General features: G+C 42.7%; 17 protein-coding genes and 1 pseudogene. 4 read left to right on the top strand and 14 right to left on the bottom strand.

Annotated features, from left to right (window positions below; genetic code table 11):
- Positions 1 to 19 precede the first annotated feature (19 nt).
- Positions 20 to 1543 carry a hypothetical protein gene (locus tag BUB11_RS24180; protein ID WP_073032947.1) on the bottom strand — a complete coding sequence of 508 codons (1524 nt, stop codon included), beginning with the start codon at positions 1541 to 1543 and terminating at the stop codon, positions 20 to 22.
- Between the two features lie 224 nt (positions 1544 to 1767).
- Positions 1768 to 1978: pseudogene (gene rsgA, locus BUB11_RS24175) on the bottom strand (GTPase RsgA); the annotation flags it as partial.
- A 170-nt stretch (positions 1979 to 2148) separates the two neighbouring features.
- Between rsgA and nagA the strand changes: the two are divergent.
- Complete coding sequence (gene nagA / locus BUB11_RS24170; RefSeq protein WP_073032946.1) at positions 2149 to 3330, top strand: N-acetylglucosamine-6-phosphate deacetylase; 1182 nt, start codon at positions 2149 to 2151, stop codon at positions 3328 to 3330.
- A gap of 10 nt (positions 3331 to 3340) precedes the next feature.
- Entirely contained in the window at positions 3341 to 4063 is a 723-nt protein-coding gene (nagB, locus tag BUB11_RS24165; protein ID WP_073032944.1) for a glucosamine-6-phosphate deaminase, read from the top strand.
- Here nagB and BUB11_RS24160 read toward each other — a convergent pair.
- The 9 genes from BUB11_RS24160 to BUB11_RS24120 all read right to left on the bottom strand — a co-directional run bounded on the left by BUB11_RS24160 (position 4060) and on the right by BUB11_RS24120 (position 17681).
- Positions 4060 to 5976: a beta-N-acetylhexosaminidase gene (locus BUB11_RS24160; protein WP_073032942.1), complete on the bottom strand. Its 1917-nt coding sequence runs from the start codon at positions 5974 to 5976 to the stop codon at positions 4060 to 4062. The genes nagB and BUB11_RS24160 overlap by 4 nt on opposite strands.
- A gap of 30 nt (positions 5977 to 6006) precedes the next feature.
- Complete coding sequence (locus BUB11_RS24155) at positions 6007 to 6948, bottom strand: N-acetylglucosamine kinase (RefSeq protein WP_073032940.1); 942 nt, start codon at positions 6946 to 6948, stop codon at positions 6007 to 6009.
- Between the two features lie 316 nt (positions 6949 to 7264).
- Positions 7265 to 7819 carry a flavodoxin family protein gene (locus tag BUB11_RS24150; protein WP_073032936.1) on the bottom strand — a complete coding sequence of 185 codons (555 nt, stop codon included), beginning with the start codon at positions 7817 to 7819 and terminating at the stop codon, positions 7265 to 7267.
- 724 nt (positions 7820 to 8543) lie between these two features.
- Positions 8544 to 11600, bottom strand: a complete 3057-nt coding sequence (locus BUB11_RS24145; protein WP_073032934.1) for an efflux RND transporter permease subunit — start codon at positions 11598 to 11600, stop codon at positions 8544 to 8546.
- An 11-nt stretch (positions 11601 to 11611) separates the two neighbouring features.
- The gene (locus BUB11_RS24140; RefSeq protein WP_073032932.1) at positions 11612 to 12769 is read right to left on the bottom strand and encodes an efflux RND transporter periplasmic adaptor subunit; all 1158 of its coding nucleotides are present in this window, start codon (positions 12767 to 12769) and stop codon (positions 11612 to 11614) included.
- Between the two features lie 310 nt (positions 12770 to 13079).
- Complete coding sequence (locus BUB11_RS24135; RefSeq protein ID WP_200797985.1) at positions 13080 to 14117, bottom strand: sensor histidine kinase; 1038 nt, start codon at positions 14115 to 14117, stop codon at positions 13080 to 13082.
- Complete coding sequence (locus BUB11_RS24130; RefSeq protein ID WP_073032931.1) at positions 14114 to 14791, bottom strand: response regulator transcription factor; 678 nt, start codon at positions 14789 to 14791, stop codon at positions 14114 to 14116. The genes BUB11_RS24135 and BUB11_RS24130 overlap by 4 nt, the downstream gene beginning before the upstream one ends.
- 477 nt (positions 14792 to 15268) lie before the next feature.
- Complete coding sequence (locus BUB11_RS24125; RefSeq protein ID WP_073032930.1) at positions 15269 to 15631, bottom strand: VOC family protein; 363 nt, start codon at positions 15629 to 15631, stop codon at positions 15269 to 15271.
- 127 nt (positions 15632 to 15758) lie between these two features.
- Positions 15759 to 17681, bottom strand: coding sequence for an OPT/YSL family transporter (locus BUB11_RS24120; protein ID WP_073032929.1), 1923 nt, complete (start codon positions 17679 to 17681; stop codon positions 15759 to 15761).
- Positions 17682 to 18163: 482 nt separating this feature from the next.
- Here BUB11_RS24120 and BUB11_RS24115 point away from each other — a divergent pair, with 482 nt between their 5' ends.
- Both BUB11_RS24115 and BUB11_RS24110 read left to right on the top strand, forming a co-directional pair.
- Positions 18164 to 18748, top strand: coding sequence for a Uma2 family endonuclease (locus tag BUB11_RS24115; protein WP_073032928.1), 585 nt, complete (start codon positions 18164 to 18166; stop codon positions 18746 to 18748).
- A gap of 445 nt (positions 18749 to 19193) precedes the next feature.
- Positions 19194 to 19460 carry a hypothetical protein gene (locus BUB11_RS24110; protein WP_073032927.1) on the top strand — a complete coding sequence of 89 codons (267 nt, stop codon included), beginning with the start codon at positions 19194 to 19196 and terminating at the stop codon, positions 19458 to 19460.
- Between the two features lie 86 nt (positions 19461 to 19546).
- On the opposite strand, the gene BUB11_RS24105 is transcribed toward BUB11_RS24110, so the two are convergent.
- The 3 genes from BUB11_RS24105 to BUB11_RS24095 all read right to left on the bottom strand — a co-directional run.
- Positions 19547 to 21409: a heavy metal translocating P-type ATPase gene (locus tag BUB11_RS24105; protein WP_073032926.1), complete on the bottom strand. Its 1863-nt coding sequence runs from the start codon at positions 21407 to 21409 to the stop codon at positions 19547 to 19549.
- 260 nt (positions 21410 to 21669) lie between these two features.
- On the bottom strand, positions 21670 to 22083 hold the full coding sequence (locus tag BUB11_RS24100; protein ID WP_073032925.1) for a MarR family winged helix-turn-helix transcriptional regulator: 414 nt from the start codon (positions 22081 to 22083) through the stop codon (positions 21670 to 21672).
- Positions 22084 to 22615: 532 nt separating this feature from the next.
- The coding region (locus BUB11_RS24095) for a zinc ribbon domain-containing protein (protein ID WP_143187706.1) at positions 22616 to 22835 on the bottom strand (220 nt) is incomplete at its 5' end.

The raw sequence follows: 22835 nt of genomic DNA, 5'->3' as shown, positions 1-22835 counted from the left end.
TATATTTCAAGTGTTATATTCATTCTTGCAATCCTTCCACAATGATCTTTCCGTTTTCAAGTGGAAACACATAGTCCAAACTCTTTATATCTTTATGTCGATCATAAGTCTTTCGCCATTCTACCGAAAAATCATTCTTATATTTAACTACAACAAGCTCTGTGTCCGACCAAATTGAAGAAACATAAGCGGGCTGAGGGATAGTTTTAATTTCTCTGATTGCTGTAACAATGAAACCACCGTCCTGAGTAGGCATAATCTCCTTGGCAACAAACTTTAAATCCTCAAGTATTTTCTTTTCCTGACCCTTTTTATCGAGAATCAGCATGATTCCTTGATTTTGCTGTCCTGAAGCAATGACAATATCCCCATTTTTCAGGTTGGACATCGTACTTCCCCAATCCGTATACAGATGCGATTTTTTCCACACTCTGTTGCCACTTTTATCAATCTGAATCAGGAATCCTTGTGAACCAGGTGCGCTACCCACACCTTGATCATCCCCTAAAACATAGTTACGGAATCCTTCTGTAGCAGGGATACCAGCCCTACCTCGATCAATACCCAGAAGATAGATAAAACCATCGGCCAGCGCAAGCTGGTCATAGACGAATCTTTCTTTCTCCTTGCTTTGGACTACCCATTTACAAGTAAGGTTTTCGTCCAGACAGGCTACAAAATCAGCGTAAGGCAGGTCTTCCCTAATCCCGAAATCTCCATCCCTCGATGTCGTTGTACCATTAATTATGATCCCAAGTTCCTTGTCATATTGAGCAAACCTGAGATTCTCAAAACCATTTCCTCCAAACCCTTTTTGTTCTAAGACCTTACCGTCCTTGGAGAGCTTTGTAACCACAATATCAGCTGCTCCATTGCTTGTCTGCTTCCCGTTATTACTTAGCCATTGCCCTACTGCAATAATTTCCTCCCTCTCTGTTATATAGAGATAACGAAGTAAATCACCAGAATAATCCTCAAACTCCTGTTTCCAAAGCTCCCTTCCATCCTTATCGCATTTAATGATCAAGCTTTTTTCAAAAACTAAATCACGGTCCCTTGAATGAGGATAAGTTTGAACCGAAAAAACATAACTTCCATCAGGATAGGCCACTAGGTTATTAAGCTGTCCCGAAATTGTAAGATAATCGTATTGTTTATCCCATAAAATATTCCCCTGCTTATCAAGCTTGCGAATTTTTGGCGTGTTCTTTGGGACTTCAGAAGAAACATAAGACAGCAAAGGACTAGTTTTATATCCACAAAGTATCCCGTCCGTTGTTTCCCGGACGATAAAACCTCCCAAAATGTCAATATTCATACCCAGCTTTATTTCAGGAACAGCCTTCGGGTTGATATCCTCGAGCTTAACATAATTTGTTGTCACCCCACTGAGCGTATGCCAGAAACCGGCATCTAGTAAAAGCTTGCCGGCATTATCTTTATCACTTGGCATAGCATTGGGGTCGGGGTTGCTACTTGATGTTAATAACAGAATAGAAATAAGTACTGCGATAATTGATAATTGCAAACTTCTTTTTTTCATTGCTTATACCTCACAATATTCATAACTCGCTGCTTGACCGCTGTCCCGCCGAATGCGACTTACTCCAGATGATCTCCATCAATCGCAGTTCGGAATCGAATAATCTGATTTGTTCCAATAAAAACGCTCCAGACTATTGCAATAGTTTATACCTTTATACTATTGCAATAGTCTGGAGATGTCAAGAAGCGTCTCAGGAATAATTGGTGGCATAATTCCTCCTTGATGTATGCTAAAACCTGCTGATAACCGTCATCACTCCTGCTTGTAGTGACACTTATGAGCTAAGTCATCACACAAGTCCGCCTTTGTTAGTACAATAACGGGAATTGCTTTACTATCCCAGGCAATGGAAAGATAACGCTCTAGTCTGCGAAGATTAAAATCATTGTTGAGTGACATACATATAAAAACAGTATCAATATTAGCCTCTACTTAAACTATTTCAAAAAGATTGATAATAATGTCCAAGGTTATGATAGTGTAATAGATATGCTCAAGTATGTTCCTGAATTTTAAGGACCGGAATCAGTCCGGTTAGTTAAAATATCTCAAGATGTTTGGTCAAGGGAATAAATAGTGTCGGCACTTGGGGAGGCATACGAATGGATCGAGGTTTGCTACGCGGCGCAACATTAGTTCTGCCGGATCGAATTTGTTATGGGGGAATAATCTGGCAAGATGGAATTTTGAAGGAGATCTTTGAAGAAGCATCGCAACAAGCATTTGAGGAAACAACAGTGTGGGACATGGAAGGGGATCTCTTAATCCCCGGTTTAATCGATACGCATGTGCATGGAGCCGGTGGCTGCGATGTCATGGATGGTACCCCAGAGAGTTTGCAGACCCTAGCTGAGGCTCTGCTTAAAGAAGGTACAACCGCTTTTTTGCCCACAACGATGTCATGCCGCCCGGAAAAACTAAAGAGGGTGTTGCAAAATACCGCGGATTTTCAACAGGGTCACTTCCTGGGCGCGGAAATCTTGGGACTACATTTAGAAGGTCCCTTTATAGCAGAGGAGTTCCGAGGCGCACAAGCTAGGGAACTAATTTGGGATGGAGCTGGGGATGGGAGTGCACAATTCTTGGCTAACCTCCTTCGCGAGTTTCCGGGTCTCGTGAAGATCCTGACCTTTGCTCCGGAAAGACCGGATGGACGAGACCTTACTGAGGTTTGCCTAGCGCATGGCCTAATCCCCTCTGCCGGACATACCGCTGCAGATTTAGCTCAGATGGAACTGGCAGTAGAGTGGGGTGTTCGGCACATCACTCATGCGTTTAATGCCATGCCCTCAATTCATCACCGTAATCCAGGCCTATTAACGAAAGCGCTGCTGGATAATAGTATTACTCTAGAGATCATTGCTGATGGGGTGCACATCCACCCCGCTGTGCTTGAACTGGTATTGAGAAATAAACCGCCCGAAGGAGTTTGTTTGATATCTGACGGCACTCGAGCCGTAGGTATGCCGGATGGGGAATACGAACTTGGGGGACAAAAGACCCTTGTTCGCCAGGGTAAAGCCCTGTTGCCCGATGGGACAATCGCCGGTAGTGCCTTTCCCTTACGCCAAGGTCTAAAAATATTGGTACAAAAGCTCCGATGCTCCTTGCCCGAAGCTGTGCGTTATGCAACCTTAAATCCCGCCAAACTTTTGGGGATTGATAACCGGGTTGGCAGTCTTGAAATCAACAAGGAAGCAACGTTTATCCGACTGTCATCGGACTTTGAGATTAAGCAGGTATGGTTGCAAGGCAGGTTAGTTTCTGAGACTAAGGTAATCTAGGAGGAGCAAAATGGAAATCATTTACGCACAGGATAATTTGAATTTAGGCCAAATGGCCGCTCGTTGGGTGGCGCGTGAAATCTTAGTATGCCCGAATCTAGTGTTGGGTCTTCCGACAGGAAGTACGCCGATCGGCATGTACCACTATCTGACCCGGCTTGTCCAAGAAGGGATCATTAGCTTTGCTCAAGCCCGTACCTTTAACCTTGACGAGTATGTAGGCTTAACTGCTGATCACCCTCAAAGCTACGCTTTCTTTATGCGTGAACATTTTTGGAGTAAAGTTGACTTGCCAAACGTTAATGTAAATATCCCTCGGGGAGATGTTTCCAATTTAGCAGTAGAATGTCTCAGGTACGATGACGCGATACAGAAGGTCGGCGGCATTGATGTTCAGATACTGGGTCTAGGTCCAAATGGCCACATTGGTTTCAATGAACCTTCACATAATATGGAAGTTCATACACATGTTGTGGATTTGACAGCGGCGACAATTCAGGCAAATACACGATTTTTTCCAGATTCTGACGCCGTTCCCCGCCAGGCGGTCACTATGGGGGTCGGCAACATTATGCAAGCGCGAAAAATCCTCTTACTAGTCAGCGGGGAGAGCAAACGAGACATTTTGGCCAAAACCATCAATGGACCTGTGAGCACAGAGGTTCCCTCCAGCATTCTGCAACTGCACGCTGATTTAACCGTGCTCACAGATATTAAGCTTCGAGTTCACTAGTTGTGGTTCTTTGAATCATATTTTCTGAGGATGAAACAGATTTGCCCAATAAACTCTTTAATTCGATGCAATTCACTCTCACGACTGCCGGTCCTCCACGCCTCACAGTAATCCATCAGCCAGTATTCCAGCTTACCAGCTAGTTCATAAGGAGCATCCAGCGGTCGTACATTCTGCCCGTACTCCCGTTCTTTAATGACCAGCGTCAATTCCTGCATCAGTGCTACCCCACGGGCTGCCAGATAATACTCCAACATTTCCTCTTGACGGTCTGCATAGGAACCTATATTATTCTGTTTCAGGTAATTGAAGATTTCCGCACATCTGGTAACTGCTGTTTTAAGTTGATTCTCTGAAACCTTCATCATTTCTTCTTTAGCTTTATCATACAGGCAGATTCCACAATCAGTGTAGGTCTGATTGTATACCTTATAATCCCTGAAAAATGCCAGATTGTTAAAAATAATAATGTCTTGATGTGAAAGTTCGCGCAGCAGTCCCACCAGACTTTCTTTGTGGTCTCCATATTCTACCAAGGAAATAGCCTGATCTATGACTTTAAACTCCCTGTCGTCCTTCACGTTCCAGCCTTGTGCTGCGCCATAAATCATACCGGGAATGGCAAGGGCGGGCATATTAATGTGACCGCAATCCCCCCAGTCGGTATTCAAAAATCCATCCGCATGATACTGATCCCCTAACTTCGCCATCTCTCTGATGTTGGTAAAACTCATGTCATAGGCATTCACCAAGCGACTGTATCCGGATACGCTAGGACATACATACTGCTTTAAGCCTTTGTCGGAGAAGATTTTCACAGTTTCTTCGTTAGCACCATAGTCGTAATACCAATTGAGGCAGGTAACCTGTGCGTTCAAATTACCCAGATGCTCAGGATGGCTCTTGATAATATCTCCCCAAATCATCACCTCTTTGCCTTTGCTTTGCAGATAACTTACTAATTGGTTGACATAGAAAAGATACATCTCTCCGTAATCCATTTCCTGAGACAGACAAGCACTTTTCCCTTTGCCCAAATCATAGGTTTCATCACAACAAATGTTTATTTTATCACTTCGAAACAAGGGTAGGTATTGGTCCAGAATACCCTTGATAAGAGTAAAGCTTTCGGGGTCGGCCACATTGAGGATGTGGTATCTCATGCGGTTATACCATGTAAAGGTCTCTCCCGGCCCGTTGTCCATTTCTCTGTATTTACCAAAGCTTTCTGAACGGAGTAAATCATACAAATGTCCAAAGGTGGCTACGCAGGGTACCAGCTCAACCCCTCTTATATTGCAGTAACAATCCAACTCCAGAATTTCCTCAGGGGTAAAAGGATCCGTCTGCGACCAAATTTCCTCAAAGCCATCTAAGCGTAAACAGTTTTCCATATACAACTGAAGTTGATTAATTTTATACAGTGCCAAGCGATCGACCAGCGCTTTCAGGCTTTCCATAGTGGGCACTCTTCCGCGGCTAACATCAAGCATATAGCCTCTGTTTGAATAGGATGGTTCATCGACAATATCCACGCAGCTAATTTCCCCACGGGATATCTTGCATAGCTGAATCAACGTCGCTGCCCCATATAGGAAACCACGGTTGGAAGAAGCGACAATGGTAATTTTATTGGGTTTCACTGTCAGCGAGTAGGCTTCTTTACTACTTTTACTTTCCATATCATCCTGTCGAAAGTAGATACAGTTTTCATTAAGCTGGGTTGCATTTGGCAACACCTTTTTAATGGGCAGTGTAATTGCGATAACCTTTTTGATTTCCTGCTGTAATAGCTTTGCCGTTTCCAAATCATGATCATCCTGTGCCTCATCTAACACAATGGCAGTAGAGTGGTCTATCAAAAATAATCCATTCTGTACAGTAATCTTGCTTGGCAATGGGATTAAATACATCCTGCTGCCTCCTTCATGGCAAATTTCTCTTTAAAATATGATCCGTCGTACTTGGCTGATTCCGCTCAAGAGAGCCGCTCCAACGGATGGGGGATAAATAGGCTTGAGTAATTGAAGGCCAGTAAACTCCTCTTGAAGCGTGGATTGAAAAGATAGTTCAAGGCTTTCCCAAATACAACTAATCCCACCAACCAGCCCCAACTCCAGACCTTTTGTTTTCCGCAGGAGAGCCCTCGTCAGTAACCCTAAAGCCCTGCCGGCCTCAACAAGAATCGATTGAGAGATGCAATCTCCCATCCTGGCGGTTTCAACAACAACCGGAACCAAAGCCGCAACTTCTTTGTTCGTACGTTTACTCCGGTAAAGCCAGTCCTTAATTTCATACACTTGCGCTAATCTCAAATGCTCAGTTATAGTAGTTTCTAATAAACTTTTAGGGCCATACCCATCGAAAGATGCTGCCATTGCTGTCAGTGCTTTTCGCCCAATATCATAGCCGCTGCCTTGATCCCCGATGAGATACCCCCATCCGCCTACGCGAAAAACTTCCCCTTCATTATTAACCCCTAAGGCCACGGCCCCTGTTCCCACCGCCAAAACATTTCCGGAAAATTCCCCTTTAACAGACATTAAAGCCCCAAAGGAATCGTTCTCTAGAACCACCGGAACCTCTGGGTAGGGGATCATTGTTTCCTGGGCTAAGATCATTAACCTTTTCTTTAGGCCGTCAGCCATGATCTTCCAGTCCTCCGGGGTGTCAATACCGGCAAGACTGATTCCGATTCCCTCCAGTGTTTCCTCTTGTAAGGCCTCGCCAATCCCCTCTATTATATGTTGAACAGCTTGTTCCATCCCAACCACATGGTAATTGCTCGCTGGCTTGCGCAGGCTACGAAGCACTCGACCCGTTTGATCCAGCGCAACAATCTCTGTTTTACTGCCTCCGCCATCCACCCCGATTTGGATTCCCATCCATGTCACTTCCTATTCCCATTGATGTTAAATTATAGCACGAGTTTCCTATTGATATTGCAGACACCTAGATAGTTGAGATCTTCAACTCAAAGACAAAATGCGTTGGCGTGAGAATTTCCTATCTCAACCAACGCATTAAATATTTCTTCATCGAATTCTTCGAGTATTAATTCCTTATTATTCATCTGAAACCGGATGAGCCTCTTTAACTCACTTTTCAATTCGTAAAATAATCACTTCAAAATTCGCAGTCATCTTCTTGATAAGCTCAGCCTATTTTCCAGAGATTCTATGCTGTTATTTACGAGCCTTACTACAATGACTTCCCATACTCTTCTGCTTTTAAAAGTGCATCCGTTGCTTCAATATCACCTTTTTCACTAACATTCGGTACTGCCAACACGCCTTTCTCTTCCCACTTCATATAGCTGGCAATTTGTCTATAGGTAGTTATTATCCCGTCGAATATTTTCATACCCTCATCTCCCCCGCATACCAGCAGAAGGCATTCCTTAATTTTCAGAGGGGTTTTACAGTTATCAACCAAATATGCGTTCATTTTATCGATAGCAGCTTTTATTTGTGCAGGAAAACCAAACCAATATAAAGGTGTGGAAAAAACGAGGACATCTGCTGCTTCCAGCAAAGGAGCAAGCTCATTAAAGCCATCATCAAAAGAGCACGGTTTTCCTTTCTTCCAGCATGTTTTACAGGCTTTACAGCCACCGATCTCTTTCCTCGCTGTTTCAAATTTTACAACTTCATGTCCAACTGATAGTGCTCCTTGGATAAAAGCATTTGCCATCCTGTCACTATTTCCGTTCCTTCTTGGACTGCCGGTTAATACCAAAATGTTTTTCTTGTCCACTTTATTTGCCTCCCGCTATTACTGCATTTATTTATGTTATGCATGCATGTCAATAAATCATCGTCAAAACACCTGTGTCTATCAAAGTTCTTATCTTGGGGATTTCTTCATTAAATGTTAGAATCCTGCCAAACCACTCTTAACTTGCAAACTCTTTAACCTTACCATCCCTGATATTAATTATCCGGTCTCCATATCCAGCGGCTCCCCTTAATACCCAGAATTAATTGGTCGAGTGCGTGTTTGTCCCCATTCATCGCTCTTTCAGCCAGGGCATTGATTGTATCTGACACCGGTTTATACCTCCCTGAAATTTGTTTATGTATCTTTAGACAACGAACTTTTTAAAGTGTGACATAGTTTATAAAATTTTTATTATAACAGCCATTCGACATACTTCTCGATAGCCCTTCTAGCTTCGCAAATATTACCATGTTCCCATTTCAAGCTGAACCGCTCCCAAGGATCATATGGATATTTTGGGTTAAAGGTCTTTGGCAGTCTAACATCCCCTTTCCCCTAGAAACTAGCTATGTGAGAACTCATTAAATCAAAAGAGTCGGATAGATTGCATATCCGACTCTTCTTCTATATAGCATAAGCTGTGATAGTAAAGCGCCCTTCAGCTTCTGCAGAAACTAAAGAGCGCTATTTGTCCGTTGATGTCAGCTGAATCCAGGCGCTCTAAGCCAAAAGCATACTAATACATCCGTATATTTTCAACTTACCCTTTTACAACAATTGCCGAGGATTCCCTTTGGAACATTTTTTTGCAATCATCCAACAAGGTGTAAATAACCGGCACTACAAACAATGTAAGAATCGTTGAAGTAATTAATCCTCCAATAACCGCATGGGCCATTGGTGCGTACATCTCCGAGCCGGTTGCTTTCGTAAATGCTGAAGGCAGCATGCCGAAAATCATAGCCAAAGACGTCATCACGATGGGACGCAACCTTACCAGTCCGGCTTCTACCAAGGCTTTATTGATTTCTGCTCCTTCGCTTCTCCTCTGTCTGGCATAGTCAACAAGCAAAATGGCATTCTTGGCAACCAGGCCCATCAACAAAATGACCCCGATCAAAGACATGACGCTTAGCTGACTGCCGGCAATAAACAGTCCAAGTATTGCTCCGATAATAGCCAATGGAAGAGCAAACATAATCGCTACCGGATCAATAAAGCTTTCAAACTGGGCTGCCATAACCAGGAATATAAAAAGAATCCCCATTCCCAAGGCTATCACCAGCTCAATAAAGCCATCTCCCATTGGATCATCAGCCAGCACAAGAGAAATACCCTTGGGCATCTGTAGTTCATGATTGAGCTTTTGCAAATTTGAAGCTGAAAAATCATCGGTAGAAATCCCTGTAACATTGGCTGAGAGTTCAATTTGTCCAGTCCTGTCATACCTCTGCAGGGTGGAAGAGGTGGTTGCAAAAACCTTGCGGGTCACCTGATCCAAGGCAACCATACGCTCATTTGATCCTGAGACATAGATCCCGCTCAAGCTGCCTAAGTCCACGCGCTGATCATCTTCCAGGGAAACCCTCACATCATAGCGGTCTTTTGCTCCATTAAACTTGCTCACGGCGACACCGTCAAAGAGGGTATTTAGGGTTTCTCCTACTGCAGCCGGATTGACTCCCAGATCTGCTGCCTGATCACGATCCACATCCAGCTGTAGCTTAGGCTTTCCTGCCTTATAACTAATGCTTACATCCCGAGCACTGGGATCTTCCCTCAACATCTGTTTTGCTGCCAGGGCAATAGTTTGCATCTGTTCGTAATCATTTCCCCTGATATTAAAGGTGACATCCTTAGCGGTGCCCGACCCCATTGAAGCTGTATAAATGGCCAACTCTATCCCAGGAACTTTTTCATAGTCGTTTCTCATTTTCTCAGCGATCTCTCTGGTACTGTCCTTTCGTTCCTTTTTATCAGACAGCTTTACGAAAATCGAGACTTGATCCTTTCCTACTGTAGTATACATACTCCGTACTTCAGGATATTTTAAAGCAATACTTTCCAGGTTCTTAGCTTTTTGTCCTGCCGCCTTCAGGGATAAACCTGAGTCCAGCCCCACATCAATGGTAAGTTCCCCCAAGTCTGTGGCAGGAAGAAAGGTGAACCCCAGCCCGGGAACTAAAGCGATACTTCCCGCAAACATAGCGAAAACCAAGACCAGGGTTTTCAGCCTGTGGCGGAGGACTACCTTAAGTAATTGTGAATAATTTCCGGCAAGTTTATCAAACCTTTGGTTAAACCACCCTAAAAACTTGCCAATAATCCCTTTTTCCCTTTTATCCTCTGCCTTGAGCAGTTTAGCGGACATCATGGGTACCAGAGTAAAGGAAACGAACAATGAAACCAACATACTAAAAACAACTGTCAGGCCAAACTCAATAAATATTTTCCCTATAAATCCGCTAACCAGGGCAACGGGGAGAAAGACAGCTACGACGGACAGGGACGTGGCAAGTACTGCCAGACCAATTTCAGAAGTAGCATCTTGGGCTGCTTGAAAGGGAGATTTACCCATACCCAGATGGCGCTCAATATTTTCTATGACAACTATTGCGTCATCGATCAGAAGTCCGACGGAAAGTGATATGGCCATCATTGACATGGTATTAATGGAAAAATTCATGAGCTTCATGGCAATAAACGTGGTAATGATGGAGATAGGAAGAGAAATTGCACTGGTCAAGGTGCTTTGCCATTTATTCAAGAAGAGAAAGATAATGGCAACTGCCAGGATACACCCTTCCAGGACAGTTTTATTAACATTGTTGACCGTGTCCTTTACTGCCTGGGAATTATCACGAACAATGTCAACCTTTACTCCTTCAGGCAGCAGTCCGGCAATCCGCGCCAATTCTTCTTTAACGTTTTCGGATACCTCTACTGTATTGGCCCCTGATTGTTTGATGATATCAATCCCTATGGCCGGCTTGCCTTGATAAAAGCAGAGAGATTCCCTATCCTTCATTCCATCGGTCACTTCTGCTATATCACGCACTCTGATCTCAGATCCGGCCCGTTTGGCAATCAGAATATTATTAAAATCCTCAACCTTATTGATATTACTGGTTGTACTAAGAGATATTTCTGTGCTGGCATCCGTCACCTTACCGCCCTGCATCTCAAGATTATCACTTTGCAGGCTATTGACTACTTCTGACGTAGTTAAGCCAAAGGAAGCGAGCTTTTCCTTATCCAGCAGAATATGTATTTCCCGTTCTGTATTACCTTGGATGTTTACTGCACCAACGCCTTTAACCGTATAGAGACCCTTTTTTACTACATCATTGACTAATTGAGATAACTCTTCAGTTTCTCCTGTTCCGGATACTGCCAGAGAAAAAATAGCTTCGGCAGACATATCAAATTTGGCAATAACCGGCTCCTCAACCTCTTGAGGCAACTGCCCTCGTATGGAGCCGACTTTATCCCGCACCTCTTGAACCGCCACATCTGCGGATTTATCCATAGAAAACTCCAGGACTGTATTAGACACTCCCTCAGTGATAGTCGAACTTATATGCTTTACTCCGGAAATTTGTCCTGCTGCTTCCTCTACAAGCTTCGTCACCTTAGTTTCGAGCTGCTCCGGCGATGCTCCCCTTTGCTCAACAGTTACTGTAACGTAAGGTATATCCGCCTGAGGCATATCATTGACCGTCAACCTATCGTAGGAGAGAATACCAACTACCAGGAGGACTACGAAAATAACCGTAATAAAAACAGGTCGCTTAATACTGACATCAGCTAAAATCATTCTTATCCCCCCTATTCCGCAACTACCTCTATTACGTCTCCATCCTGCAATGTGGTAACATTAGTACAAATTACACTCTCGCCTTTTTGCACACCGGATTTGATGACTACCACATTTTCCTCCGTTTCACCAATGATTACACTACGTTTACGGGCAATCCCTTGGTCATTAACGTAAACGTAGCAGCTGTCTTCATTGCCTGCTAAAGCTGCTAGGGGAACTGTAGCTATTTCAACCTTTTGGTCATTAACTATTTCCGCCTTGGCAAAACTTCCGGGCTTGAGGGCCTGGTCTGGGTTATCCAACTGAATCTTGCCTTTAAAAACCCGTGAAGATGGATCAGCGGACCCATTAATACTTTTCAGCGTTCCCTCATAGACTAATGGTTCCCTCTCCCCGATGGTTACTTTAGCCTTTTGCCCAACTTTGATATCCTCCAGATTTGTCTGCTTTACTTCTATGACAGCATTGATCGGTGAAATGTTTTTAACTTTCCCAAGTATAGTTCCCGAATCCACATTCTGACCCAGACTCACACTTTTTTCATCCATCATTCCGCTGATTGGCGCACTAATAGTGGTATAGGCTAAAGAATCCGTAAGGCTTTCCACATTGACCTGCGCTGTAAGGACGTTAGCCTTTAAGGCCTCGACGTTTGCTTTCGCCACCTTTACAGCTATTTCTGCCTTTTCCAGCTCAACCTTAGCAATTCCATTATGATCAAAGAGTACTTTCAGCCTCTCAAAATTACCCTGTTCCGATTCCAAATTCACTTCCGCACTTGTCAAACTTGCTTGAGCAGCAGACAGTTGACTTTCTGCTGCTCTAAGATTATTTCCGGCCTCCTTTTCCTCAAGTTTAACCAGAGGCTCTCCCTGATGTATGTACTCACCCTCTTCAAACAGAATTTGAACAACCTTTCCTCCGACTTTACTGCTTACGATACCTTCCTCCGACGCTTCCAAGGAAGCCTTGAATTCAATTTCTGCTGCTTTTTCAATAAAATTCACTTGCTGAACCATGACATAAACCTTATTATTTACAGCTTCAATAGTAACTTGCTTATTTTCTGCTTCAGCTGCTCCCTCCTGATTGCCTAACAACATAACACCTGTCATCAGAACAACCAAAACAGCAATAGAAATAATCACTTTTTTCTTCGTTAGCATTGTTTGACTCCTCCCTGTATGAATTGCACCGGTAATTCGCTCCCCTCGAAAATCGGCGCATTCCTGAACTCAGCATAGAATAGGAATTTAAACGGAGCGTAAACAGAAATACAATTTCCGAAAAGCTTTTAAAACATAAAGAAACTTGGCGGAAAAGGCAGCGGCCTTAGTTGCACTTTTGTTTGGACGAAGACACTGTCTTCGCACGAGTTGACCATCTTGCAGTTGAATAACGAAAATTTTGACTTTCTAATTGAATAAAAAAACGGCTGCAGGATAGTTCCTACGCCGTTTTTGCCCGATTTTCTGTTTACTCCTTGATGGGTAATTTAACCTGGAATACTGTTCCCTTTCCTAACTCACTTTCCACAGTAACCTTACCTTTGTGTAAATTTATAATCTTTTTCACCAGGGCAAGTCCCAGCCCACTTCCACCCAATGAGCGGTCACGGGATTTATCTACTTTATAAAATCGCTCAAAAATATGCATTTGCTCAGCTGGCGCTATACCGATACCGTTATCGGAAATGTTACATACCGCGGTTTCGCCGTCTTGTTTTAAGCTGACGTTAAGCTCCCCATTTTCAGGAGTAAATTTTAGAGCATTCACCAAAAGGTTGATCCAAACCTGCTTTAGCAGATCCTCGTTTCCATAGGCGGTTATCTTTAGCAAGGTTGTTTCGGGAATAATATTTTTTGCTTTCCATTGCGGTTCTAAGAGTAAGACAACGTTTTCAAGTTGTCTGTCCAACCGAAATGGGGCTTTGGTGATAGAGCTGTCCGACCCTTCCAAGGCCGACAGCCGCAAAAGATTATCCGCCAGTTTGGATAATCTCTTACTTTCCTCTTCGATGATCGCGGCATATTCCTGCTGCTTAAGCGTCGCTCCGTCCTTGCGCAGCAGTGCTGCATAGCCGCTGATGGATGTCAGCGGTGATTGAAACTCATGGGATATGTTGGAGATAAAATCCTGCCGCAGCTGCTCCATGGAGCCCAGTTCTTTGGCCATCTTATTGATGCTGTCAGTGATTTCCAGAAAATGCCCATGTTTATCCCGCTCAATAAAGACATCAAAATTACCCTGGGCTATTCTCTCCAAAGCTTCAAGGGTTCTCCGCGCAAGGCGGGTTCGATCATCTTTATGTATAAACGCCACTAAAATAAAACTTCCGACAATCAGAACTAAATTGATAGTACCGTAGAGCATATCCGACCACGGTTCCGGCGGTCTTCCTATGAACCGGTAAATCAGCAGCATCAGCAGATAGCTTGCTACAAAACACGCCGCCAGCATGCACGCAACAAAACACAGCCAAAGCAAGTTTTGCAACCAGCTCTTTTCATTCAAGAGATCACCTCCAGACGATAACCCAAGCTGCGGATGGTGAGAATTTGAAAACCGAATCTTTCAGGCGGAAATCGGTCGCGCAGCCGTCCGACATGAACATCCAAAGTGCGTTCATTGCCGTCAAAATCGAACCCCCAGATATCCTCAATCAGCTGATTGCGGGATAAGGTTTTTCCCGGGAAGCTGCCCAGCTTAAAAAGAAGTTCAAATTCCCGCAGGGGAATACTTAGGCGTTCTCCGTTGGCGGAAACTGTATGGCTGGTGTTGTCCACGGTAAGAAGGCCTATCCCAATGGTTTGCTGGGATGCGATTTTATAGCGTTTCAGCAACGCTCTGCTGCGCAGCAGCAATTCTTCCGCTTCAAAAGGTTTTGTCAGGTAATCATCCGCACCCGATCCATAGCTTTCAATTTTTGAGCCTATTTCACTTTTCGCCGTCAGCATAAGGATCGGCATATCCTGGTAATAATTGCGGGCATTCCGGCAAAACTCCAAGCCATCCATATTAGGCATCATGATATCAGCTACGCAAAGATCTATTCTTTTTTCGTCGAGTTTCAGAAGTGCGTCCCGGCCGTCTGCAGCTTCATAAACCTCGAAACCGGCATCCTTCAATATGGTACTTACCAGTCGGCGAATATAAACATCGTCATCAACCACTAATATTTTAATCATTGCCACACCTCATTTTTGTAAAACACAAACTAATATTTACGATAATATATGTTTTTAAACAGAGTGTAAACAAGACCAACAATATAAATAGAAGCTGCTCTAACTTTGCAATTAAGAGATTTTCTCCCTCCAACTAACCTTTGTCATCTCTTTTGACCTCAGCACTTAGAATATTTCTACATACCCTTCTGTTCCATGGGTCATCATGACCAGAGATGGTACGCCCTGTAACTTGTACCAAGAATCTTACGCGCGTAAGATTCTTGGTACAAGCCCGACGGTTAACCCTGGCAGCACGCAAAAACAAGCGGTTTTGAGGTCTGACTCATCTAGATTAGTCAGACCTCAAAACCGCTTGTTTTAACATTGCTTCATTTGTGCAGCTATACTTAGACTTTCTCACAGTGGTTTAAACTAAAAATCCAGAGCCTATTGTCGCTCTGGATTGCAGCCTTCAACTGAATATAATTGACCAAATCACTTATTCTCTACAAATTGAAGTTTGAATCCATTGGGATCATTAATGAAGAAAAATTTTGTATGAGGATTGGGCTGAAACGGTCCGCTTTGAATTTCTATTCCTCTATCTTTCAGGAATGTCATAAATTCATCCACAGACTCTACTTCGAATCCCCAAGAAATATCTGTCCCACAATTAATTTTCGTATCGGCTGCGTTACAGACCAATTCAATCTTTGTTTCTCCGTCTCCTAAAAAGGCTATCTCAACGCCTGGCCCGGCAGGAAACCTATTAACTAATTTTAAGCCCACTATTTCCTGATAAAACTTTAAAGATTCCTCTAGATTTGCGACCCTTAATGTGCTCCAGCAGAATTTCATAGGACTAATCCTCCCTTAAATTAGAATTGTTACCCTATAATTTGGACATAGCTCTCATTTTCTTAAGATGAGGAAACCATACCGCATTTTGTCAAAATTTCAAATTGACACTTGATTTCCTTCGTTGTTATTTAGCGTCTTTAACCTTACTGGTAATTATAGGTATTATGGTAGCTACTACCAGAATCACTAATATCATAATTGCCATACCGTTAGAAGCAGCGAAGCCCCTTGGCTCACTCCCTTTTATAACACCTAATACTTGAAGTATTATACCGATAAGTCCTATTATAGAACCACCAGCTACCAGCCCGGAAGATAAGCTTATTCCATTAGATACTTTAACTTCTTTTTCCTTTTCAGATGTAGAAGTTCTTTCTACAAGGGAACGAATTAAGGCACCTACTAAAATTATGGAAGTTGTAGAAATTGGTAAGTAGAATCCTATAGCAACTGTCATTATAGGAAGGTTTAGAAAGAATAAAACGATTCCCATAATAACACCAAAAATAATCATGGCCCAAGGTAATTTTCCTGAGATTATACCAGCCGTTAAGGTTGCCATTAAGTTAGCTTGAGGCAGGGCAAAGGGAACGTTATCACCGGTCATGGCAAGTTGATTGGAAAGTAATAATATAGTACCAGTTACAACTACAACGCCAACGATACCCGCTATGGCGAAGTATTTTTGCATTTCGTTTTTGTCTCCGCCTATTATGAAGGCAACTTTTTGGGATTGGCAGTAACCGCCGGCTGTTGCTATAGCAGTAACGATAAATGTACCAAATAGAAGTAAAGATCTGTTGCTTTCAGGATTTGTCCATCTCATTACAACGAATAAAAATGTTACAAGAACTAAAGAAGCTATAGTCATACCAGATACAGGAAGGTTGGAAGTTCCTATAGTACCTGTTAAACGACCAGAAACTATGACAAATAATAATGATAAGAATAATGATAAAACAGAAGCAGTTATGGCCATTAGTATGTTACCGCCGGATATCAAGAAACCGGCAATAAGACCTACGATTATACCACAAAGTAGTATTAAGTTTGTGACAGATGAGCTATCATCAGTATTTGACGACTTAGCGTTGAGAGTTTCTTTAATTGAAAATATTATAGTGGGTATTAGCTTTACAGCACCAATTAAACCGCCGGAAAGCATCATACCTGCGCCGATATATTTTACATAACTACCGGCTATATCACTAACTTTCATAGCGTTTATCGCAACTCCCGGATTATTCCATACGTTTACGCCACCTTTTGCCAGATCAGAGAAGTAACCTATTAGAGGCAAAATACCGAAGTTAGATAAAATGGAACCAGCAAACATAGTTAATGAAACTTCTATACCAACTATGAATCCGATGCCTAATAATAAGGGATTAACTTCAACTTGAAATTTCCACTTATAAAAGGATTCGTTTACATAGCTTATAACGTTGTTAACTAAATTTAAAAATGAACCCGTTATAATAATTATGACACCACTTATTCCGAACCCTATTCCCATGTACTTAAGAGATTCTCCAGCGCTTTCTGAAGCTACAAGTGTTTCAGATATAGCCATTGACTCTGGGTACATTAATTCACCGTGTTCTTCAACGATTAAGTAATTATGAACTAGGGAAGCTATGGCTATACCGAATAAGACGCCACCTACACCAACAACAAAACCTTCTAAAAAAGAAGCTTTTGAACCTATTAAAATAATTGCCGGCAAAACGAATATCATACCACTGGCAATTGATTCCCCGCCACTTGACATACCTTGAATTAGGTTTTTCCCAAGAATACCTTTCTGTTTAGCAAAAGCAGCTATTAGTGCGGAGCCTATTATCGAACCTGGAATACCGGCTGCAACTGTAAGACCCGATTTCATCCCTGAATAGGCCGTAGAAGCTGCAAACAAAGCAGCCAAAACAATACCGATTGTTAATACTGCGGCGTTTCCACCAGATTTTTTAGAATCGCCGGAAATGAAAGGTACATAGTCTTTTCCAGCTACGCCACCATATGCATCTTTAGATAACTTTTTATCCATAATATACCTCACAACATATTTTCTTTGTAGTATTGTCACCTAGTTTCAAAAATATTTATTTTCAGGCTAAATATCAGTTGGGAATTTTTCCTTCTTGACTATAATGCCTGAAATTCGCGGAGATATTTTCATAGAAATCAAGATAATTCTTAGCATCAATTTACTGAAATCCAGCCCATGAGTTTAACACTATGTGGATAATTCACTGTGCAAACTATGGCGTACGGCGAGGAATTTCACAGTCTCCAGTTTAAAAATTGCCTGTTTTGAGATGGACCAATCTAGATTAGCCGCCTCAAAACAGGCAATTTTTAATCATATGAATCGTATAAACCGCCATGTCCAAATTTCCAGGTCTCACAAGCTTGGTTGGCGCTTGCCGCTAGGTAACCTCTATGTTATGATTAAATTAAGGTAAAATGTGGAACTTGACAGAATAGAAATAGAACTCTTTAACCAACTTTGTTAGGAGGTGATCCTTGATGAGCCGACCTGAACAGAATCTTGACCGTAAATTCACTTATAATGACTATCTAACTTGGTCGGAAGAAGAACAGTGGGAGCTCATTAACGGAATTCCTTATAATATGACTCCCGCTCCATCGACACAACACCAGAAAATTGTTACTACGCTCATAGCTCAATTTTACAACGCCTTTAAAGACAGTCCTTGCCAAGTTTTTGGTGCCCCTTTTGAGGTAAGATTACCCGAACAGGAGAAAAAAAGTGACGATATCTTCACTGTTGTACAACCTGATTTAGCTATTATCTGCGATCGAAATAAACTGGATAATCATGGATGTCTTGGTGGCCCTGATCTCGTTATTGAGGTAACATCTCCATCAACTCTACGTAAAGACATTAAGGATAAGTTTTATCTCTATGAAAAAGCGGGGGTAAATCAATATTGGATAATCTACCCCGAACAAAAAACTGTCGTAGTTTTCAAATTGGACAAAGAAGGAAAATTCGGTCGCCCCGACATCTATTGCGAAACTGATCTAATACAATCTGAGATATCTAGGTCGATACGTATTGATTTATCAGAGGTATTTAAAGAGTATTGACAAAGTGGAATCTCCTCCATTATTTCACAGATCCTTTTTTTCCTTTATCCACACAATATGGGATTATCCTACAAGAATCAGATCTTTCTCCTGGGCTTGTACAAAGAATCTTACGCGCGTAAGATTCTTTGTACAAGCCTGGTTGGTCATCCCCACCCACCTGGGGGCACCCGTTAGTCCGTAATCTATGCCAAGCCGAAGGCTGTGTCACCATTGTTACAAATCACATCCTAGACCTGGCCGGACTCACTGCCCTCGGCGCTTCTTGGAATATCCAATTTAAAAATTCGGGGTTTTGAGATGACTAATCTAGATTAGTCAGACCTCAAAACAGGCATTTTCAATCATCTTACTGGGTGTGCCATTATTCCATGAATATGTTCTTTTGAAAAATTCTCCTTGACTTATCTTGCAAAAGCGATAAGCTTTTCATCAGGAGGCGATAGTGTTGGATGATAAGGTAATGGATCTTCTCGCAAAGATCCTTGAAAACCAAACCGAAACTAATTCCCAACTTATTGAACTAACCTCCCGAGTCCGAAAAATAGAAACACAAGCTGAAAATGATTTAGGCTATAAAATTAAAGCATTATATGATGCTCGCGAAATACAAAATGAGAAAAATGATACTATTATCTGTGCCCTCGAAAGAATCGAAACTAAAATTGAAATCTTGCAAATGGAAACAGCCCATGTACGCAAAATAAAATAGAAAGTTTGAAGGAGTTGTCCACGACTCCTATTTGTTTTACCCTTTAAAGACTCAAGTGGAACCATGGATGGCAAGCATCAACGGGCTTATTTTTTATTCTCCTTCCAGTGTAATAATAAGGATGAATTGATAATCACCGCGACTGAACCGGCATTATGTACCAGCGCGCCCATAACAGGTCCGAGAAGTCCTACCATGGCCAGAATAATTGCGACAAAATTCAGTGCCATGGATATGGCCATATTGAACTTGATAGTATTCATCGTTCGTTTTGATAATGCAAGCAAATGGGGAATACTCTTTATATCATCACCGACCAGGGCAATGTCAGCTGCTTCCACGGCGATATCACTGCCGATACCTCCCATAGCAATGCCCACATGGGCTTTTTTTAGCGCAGGCGCATCGTTTACACCGTCGCCTACCATGCAAACCAACTCGCCGCCGCTTTGATACTTTTCGATTATAGCCATTTTATTTTCGGGCAGGCATTCAGTATGGATATCCTGAATTCCTGCGATCTTTGCCATATGAGAAGCGGCATGATGATTGTCACCCGTTAACAAGACGTTCTTAACCCCTAATTTCTCAATCTTCCTAACCACATTCACGGCATCGGGCCGTAACGTGTCCGACAAGGCGATAAAACCCGAAGGTTGACCGTCCACAGATACAAAGATGATGGTGCAGCCGTCATTTCTGTATGTATCCGCCTTGTCTACGATGGTTGGGGGTAAGAGGATAGAGTTATCACGCAGCAGTTCTGCATTCCCGGCCAGTATCGCGCGGCCGTCTACTAGGGCGGAAACACCACGCCCCGCAAGCATTTGAAAATCGCTGGGTTCCGGTAGGGATGTGTTTGAGGCAAGCTTGTAATGAGCGACAATGGATTTTCCTAACGGATGCTCGGAACGCAGCTCTGCGGAAGCCGTCAGAGACAGCAATTCAGCAACAGTCAGGCTGGGATCAAAGCTCTCGACGGCTGCGACATCAGGTTTTCCATAGGTGAGGGTGCCTGTTTTGTCAAAGGCAATTCGCTTTACTGCAGATAGTCTTTCCAAGGCGTCGCCTTCGCGGATCAGGATACCAAATTTCGTGGCGTTGCCGATACCGGCCATAATAGCTGTTGGCGTTGCCAACACCAAAGCACAAGGACAAAATACCACCAAAATGGTCACAGCGCGGATTATTTCATCTGTCATTAACCAGGTGGCTCCGGCCGAAAGCAAGGCAATAACTACAATCCAGGTAGCCCATCTGTCCGCAATCCCGACAATCTTCGCTTTGCCGGCGTCCGCCGACTGTACCAGCCTTATCATTCTTTGCAGGGAGCTGTCCTCGCCAACTTTTGTAGCCTTCATTTCGAATGTGCCGTACTGATTGACCGTACCGCTATAAACCTCATCGCCCTTGCTCTTGTCGACCGGTAGACTCTCTCCGGTCATCACTGCCTGATTGACCGAGGTTTGACCGTTTATAATGATGCCGTCAACGGCGATGGTTTCGCCCGCAAGCACCCGGAGGCTATCACCAACCTTAACCTGCTCGGCAGGGACAATAACTTCTTCCCCATTCCTGGCAACCCTTGCAGTTGTAGGAGTGAGGTGCACCAGTTTTTCAATACCTGCTCGGGCTTTTGCCACAGTGCGTTCTTCCAGATACGCACCGATTGCCATAATAAAGGCGACTTCTCCAGCTGCAAAAATTTCGCCAATGATAACCGCGGCAATTAAGGCGATGGATACCAGCACGTCGGCTTTAATATCAAATTCGGTAACGAGGCCGACAACAGCCCCCTTGATGATCGGTATCCCGCACAATAATATTGCCAACCATGCGACATCAAAGGGTAAATCCCCTACATTTAAGAAGCTGATTACGACGGAAATGAACGATATCACAAGAAATAGGACTGTCCTTTTTTCCTCGTCTTTTAATAGTTTTATCAACTATATCATCCTTTCATACACCTATCTTTTTACCGTTTTCAGTTAGAGCAATTAAGTTAGTCCTTCTATCTTCCTGGGTTGCTTTAGCGTTTTGCAAAATTTTTAAACCTTATACTCAGTTATAAGCCCCTTGACCTAAGTAAGAAATTCTTACTATTTGATAATCAAGATATATTATGATAAAAATACCCCCTCAAAACAAAGTGTTTTCAGTAGGTTTACAGATATTGTTAAATTGGGGATAGACTTTACTGACCCAGTTAGAAAGTCTCCATATTTATCTTTTTAAGGGTATCATGAAATTGCCTTATTTCATCTTCGCTCAAAACTGAGACCATCTGTTCCGTTAATTGTAGGTGGTAGTTATGGTGTTCTTCAAAAGCCTTCTTCCCTTTTTCTGTTAATACAATTAAGTTAACCCGTCTATCTTCCTGAGTTGATTCACGTTTTGCAAAATTTTTCTTCTCAAGCCTATCGACTGTAACCGTCGTAGTTCCCGTAGTAACTCCCAGTTTTTGAGCTAGAGATTTCATATTCATTTTTTCGTGTTCTCCCAATACCTCTAAGGCATGAGCCTCTGAAATTGTTAAATCACTTGCACGTACTATTGAATTTTCCCAAGACGAAAACCCGTTAAAGAAAAATAAAAGTTCATTGGTTAATTCCTCACTCATAAGCCATCCTCCGAATTTAGTTATATCATCTTATTGTTTGATATTCAAGTTATATTATACTAAAAACATCCCTCTCTGACAATCCTTATTACAATTCGGAAACAAGTTACCCACTGCAGAGTCTTAATCCTCTTCCAATCGTACTGATTTTCTCAGCAGCCGCAAGCTTGTACGATATCCACCGTCCCGAGTTGTACTCGGCGAAACTTGTCGTTTCGCGAAGGGTCATAAAAAAAAGCATGAACACCTTGCAAATGCGAGGGCTTTCAAGCTTTTTATGATTTTCAACTGTCAAAGATGAGATTATCTCAAACCCTCACCAGCAAAACGATGAGGGCTGTACTGCTCCTGACCCTAAAACTCACCTTTCGAATATCTTATAGTCACAATAACAACCTGCTCTTTCGCTTCGTCAATACGGTAGACAATGTTGACACTCCCCTTGGATGAATCCAGGGGATTCCAGGTTCATCATACCGGCTTATGCCGTGTACTCCCCAAGCTTAAACCGCGTGTCCCGCGGCAAAGAAATTTATCCTGCCAGCCTTAATCCTTCTCTAAGGATATTTTTGGCCGCGTTTTCATCTCGATCATGATACATGCCGCAAATTGGGCATATCCATTCTCGCAGGTTTAAGTTTTTTACATCCTTATTGCGATAACCACATGCAAAACAAAGCTGACTGGATGGGAATGTTTTGCCGATGATCGATAATTTCCGTCCATACCATCTCGCTTTATAATCCAGCATT

The organism is Desulfosporosinus lacus DSM 15449, from assembly GCF_900129935.1.
GTDB lineage: Bacteria > Bacillota > Desulfitobacteriia > Desulfitobacteriales > Desulfitobacteriaceae > Desulfosporosinus > Desulfosporosinus lacus.
Note: the sequence above shows the minus strand (reverse complement) of the source record. Positions and strands in the feature narration are given on the sequence as shown.

Bases quoted from the DNA above. Each gene is read 5' to 3' on its own strand.
- BUB11_RS24120 (WP_073032929.1), bottom strand. From the start codon at position 17,681: ATGGATAAAAAGTTATCTAAAGATGCATATGGTGGCGTAGCTGGAAAA.
- nagB (WP_073032944.1), top strand. From the start codon at position 3,341: ATGGAAATCATTTACGCACAGGATAATTTGAATTTAGGCCAAATGGCC.
- BUB11_RS24145 (WP_073032934.1), bottom strand. From the start codon at position 11,600: ATGATTTTAGCTGATGTCAGTATTAAGCGACCTGTTTTTATTACGGTT.
- BUB11_RS24180 (WP_073032947.1), bottom strand. From the start codon at position 1,543: ATGAAAAAAAGAAGTTTGCAATTATCAATTATCGCAGTACTTATTTCT.
- BUB11_RS24100 (WP_073032925.1), bottom strand. From the start codon at position 22,083: ATGAGTGAGGAATTAACCAATGAACTTTTATTTTTCTTTAACGGGTTT.
- BUB11_RS24125 (WP_073032930.1), bottom strand. From the start codon at position 15,631: ATGAAATTCTGCTGGAGCACATTAAGGGTCGCAAATCTAGAGGAATCT.
- BUB11_RS24140 (WP_073032932.1), bottom strand. From the start codon at position 12,769: ATGCTAACGAAGAAAAAAGTGATTATTTCTATTGCTGTTTTGGTTGTT.
- nagA (WP_073032946.1), top strand. From the start codon at position 2,149: ATGGATCGAGGTTTGCTACGCGGCGCAACATTAGTTCTGCCGGATCGA.
- BUB11_RS24155 (WP_073032940.1), bottom strand. From the start codon at position 6,948: ATGGGAATCCAAATCGGGGTGGATGGCGGAGGCAGTAAAACAGAGATT.
- BUB11_RS24115 (WP_073032928.1), top strand. From the start codon at position 18,164: ATGAGCCGACCTGAACAGAATCTTGACCGTAAATTCACTTATAATGAC.
- BUB11_RS24130 (WP_073032931.1), bottom strand. From the start codon at position 14,791: ATGATTAAAATATTAGTGGTTGATGACGATGTTTATATTCGCCGACTG.
- BUB11_RS24160 (WP_073032942.1), bottom strand. From the start codon at position 5,976: ATGTATTTAATCCCATTGCCAAGCAAGATTACTGTACAGAATGGATTA.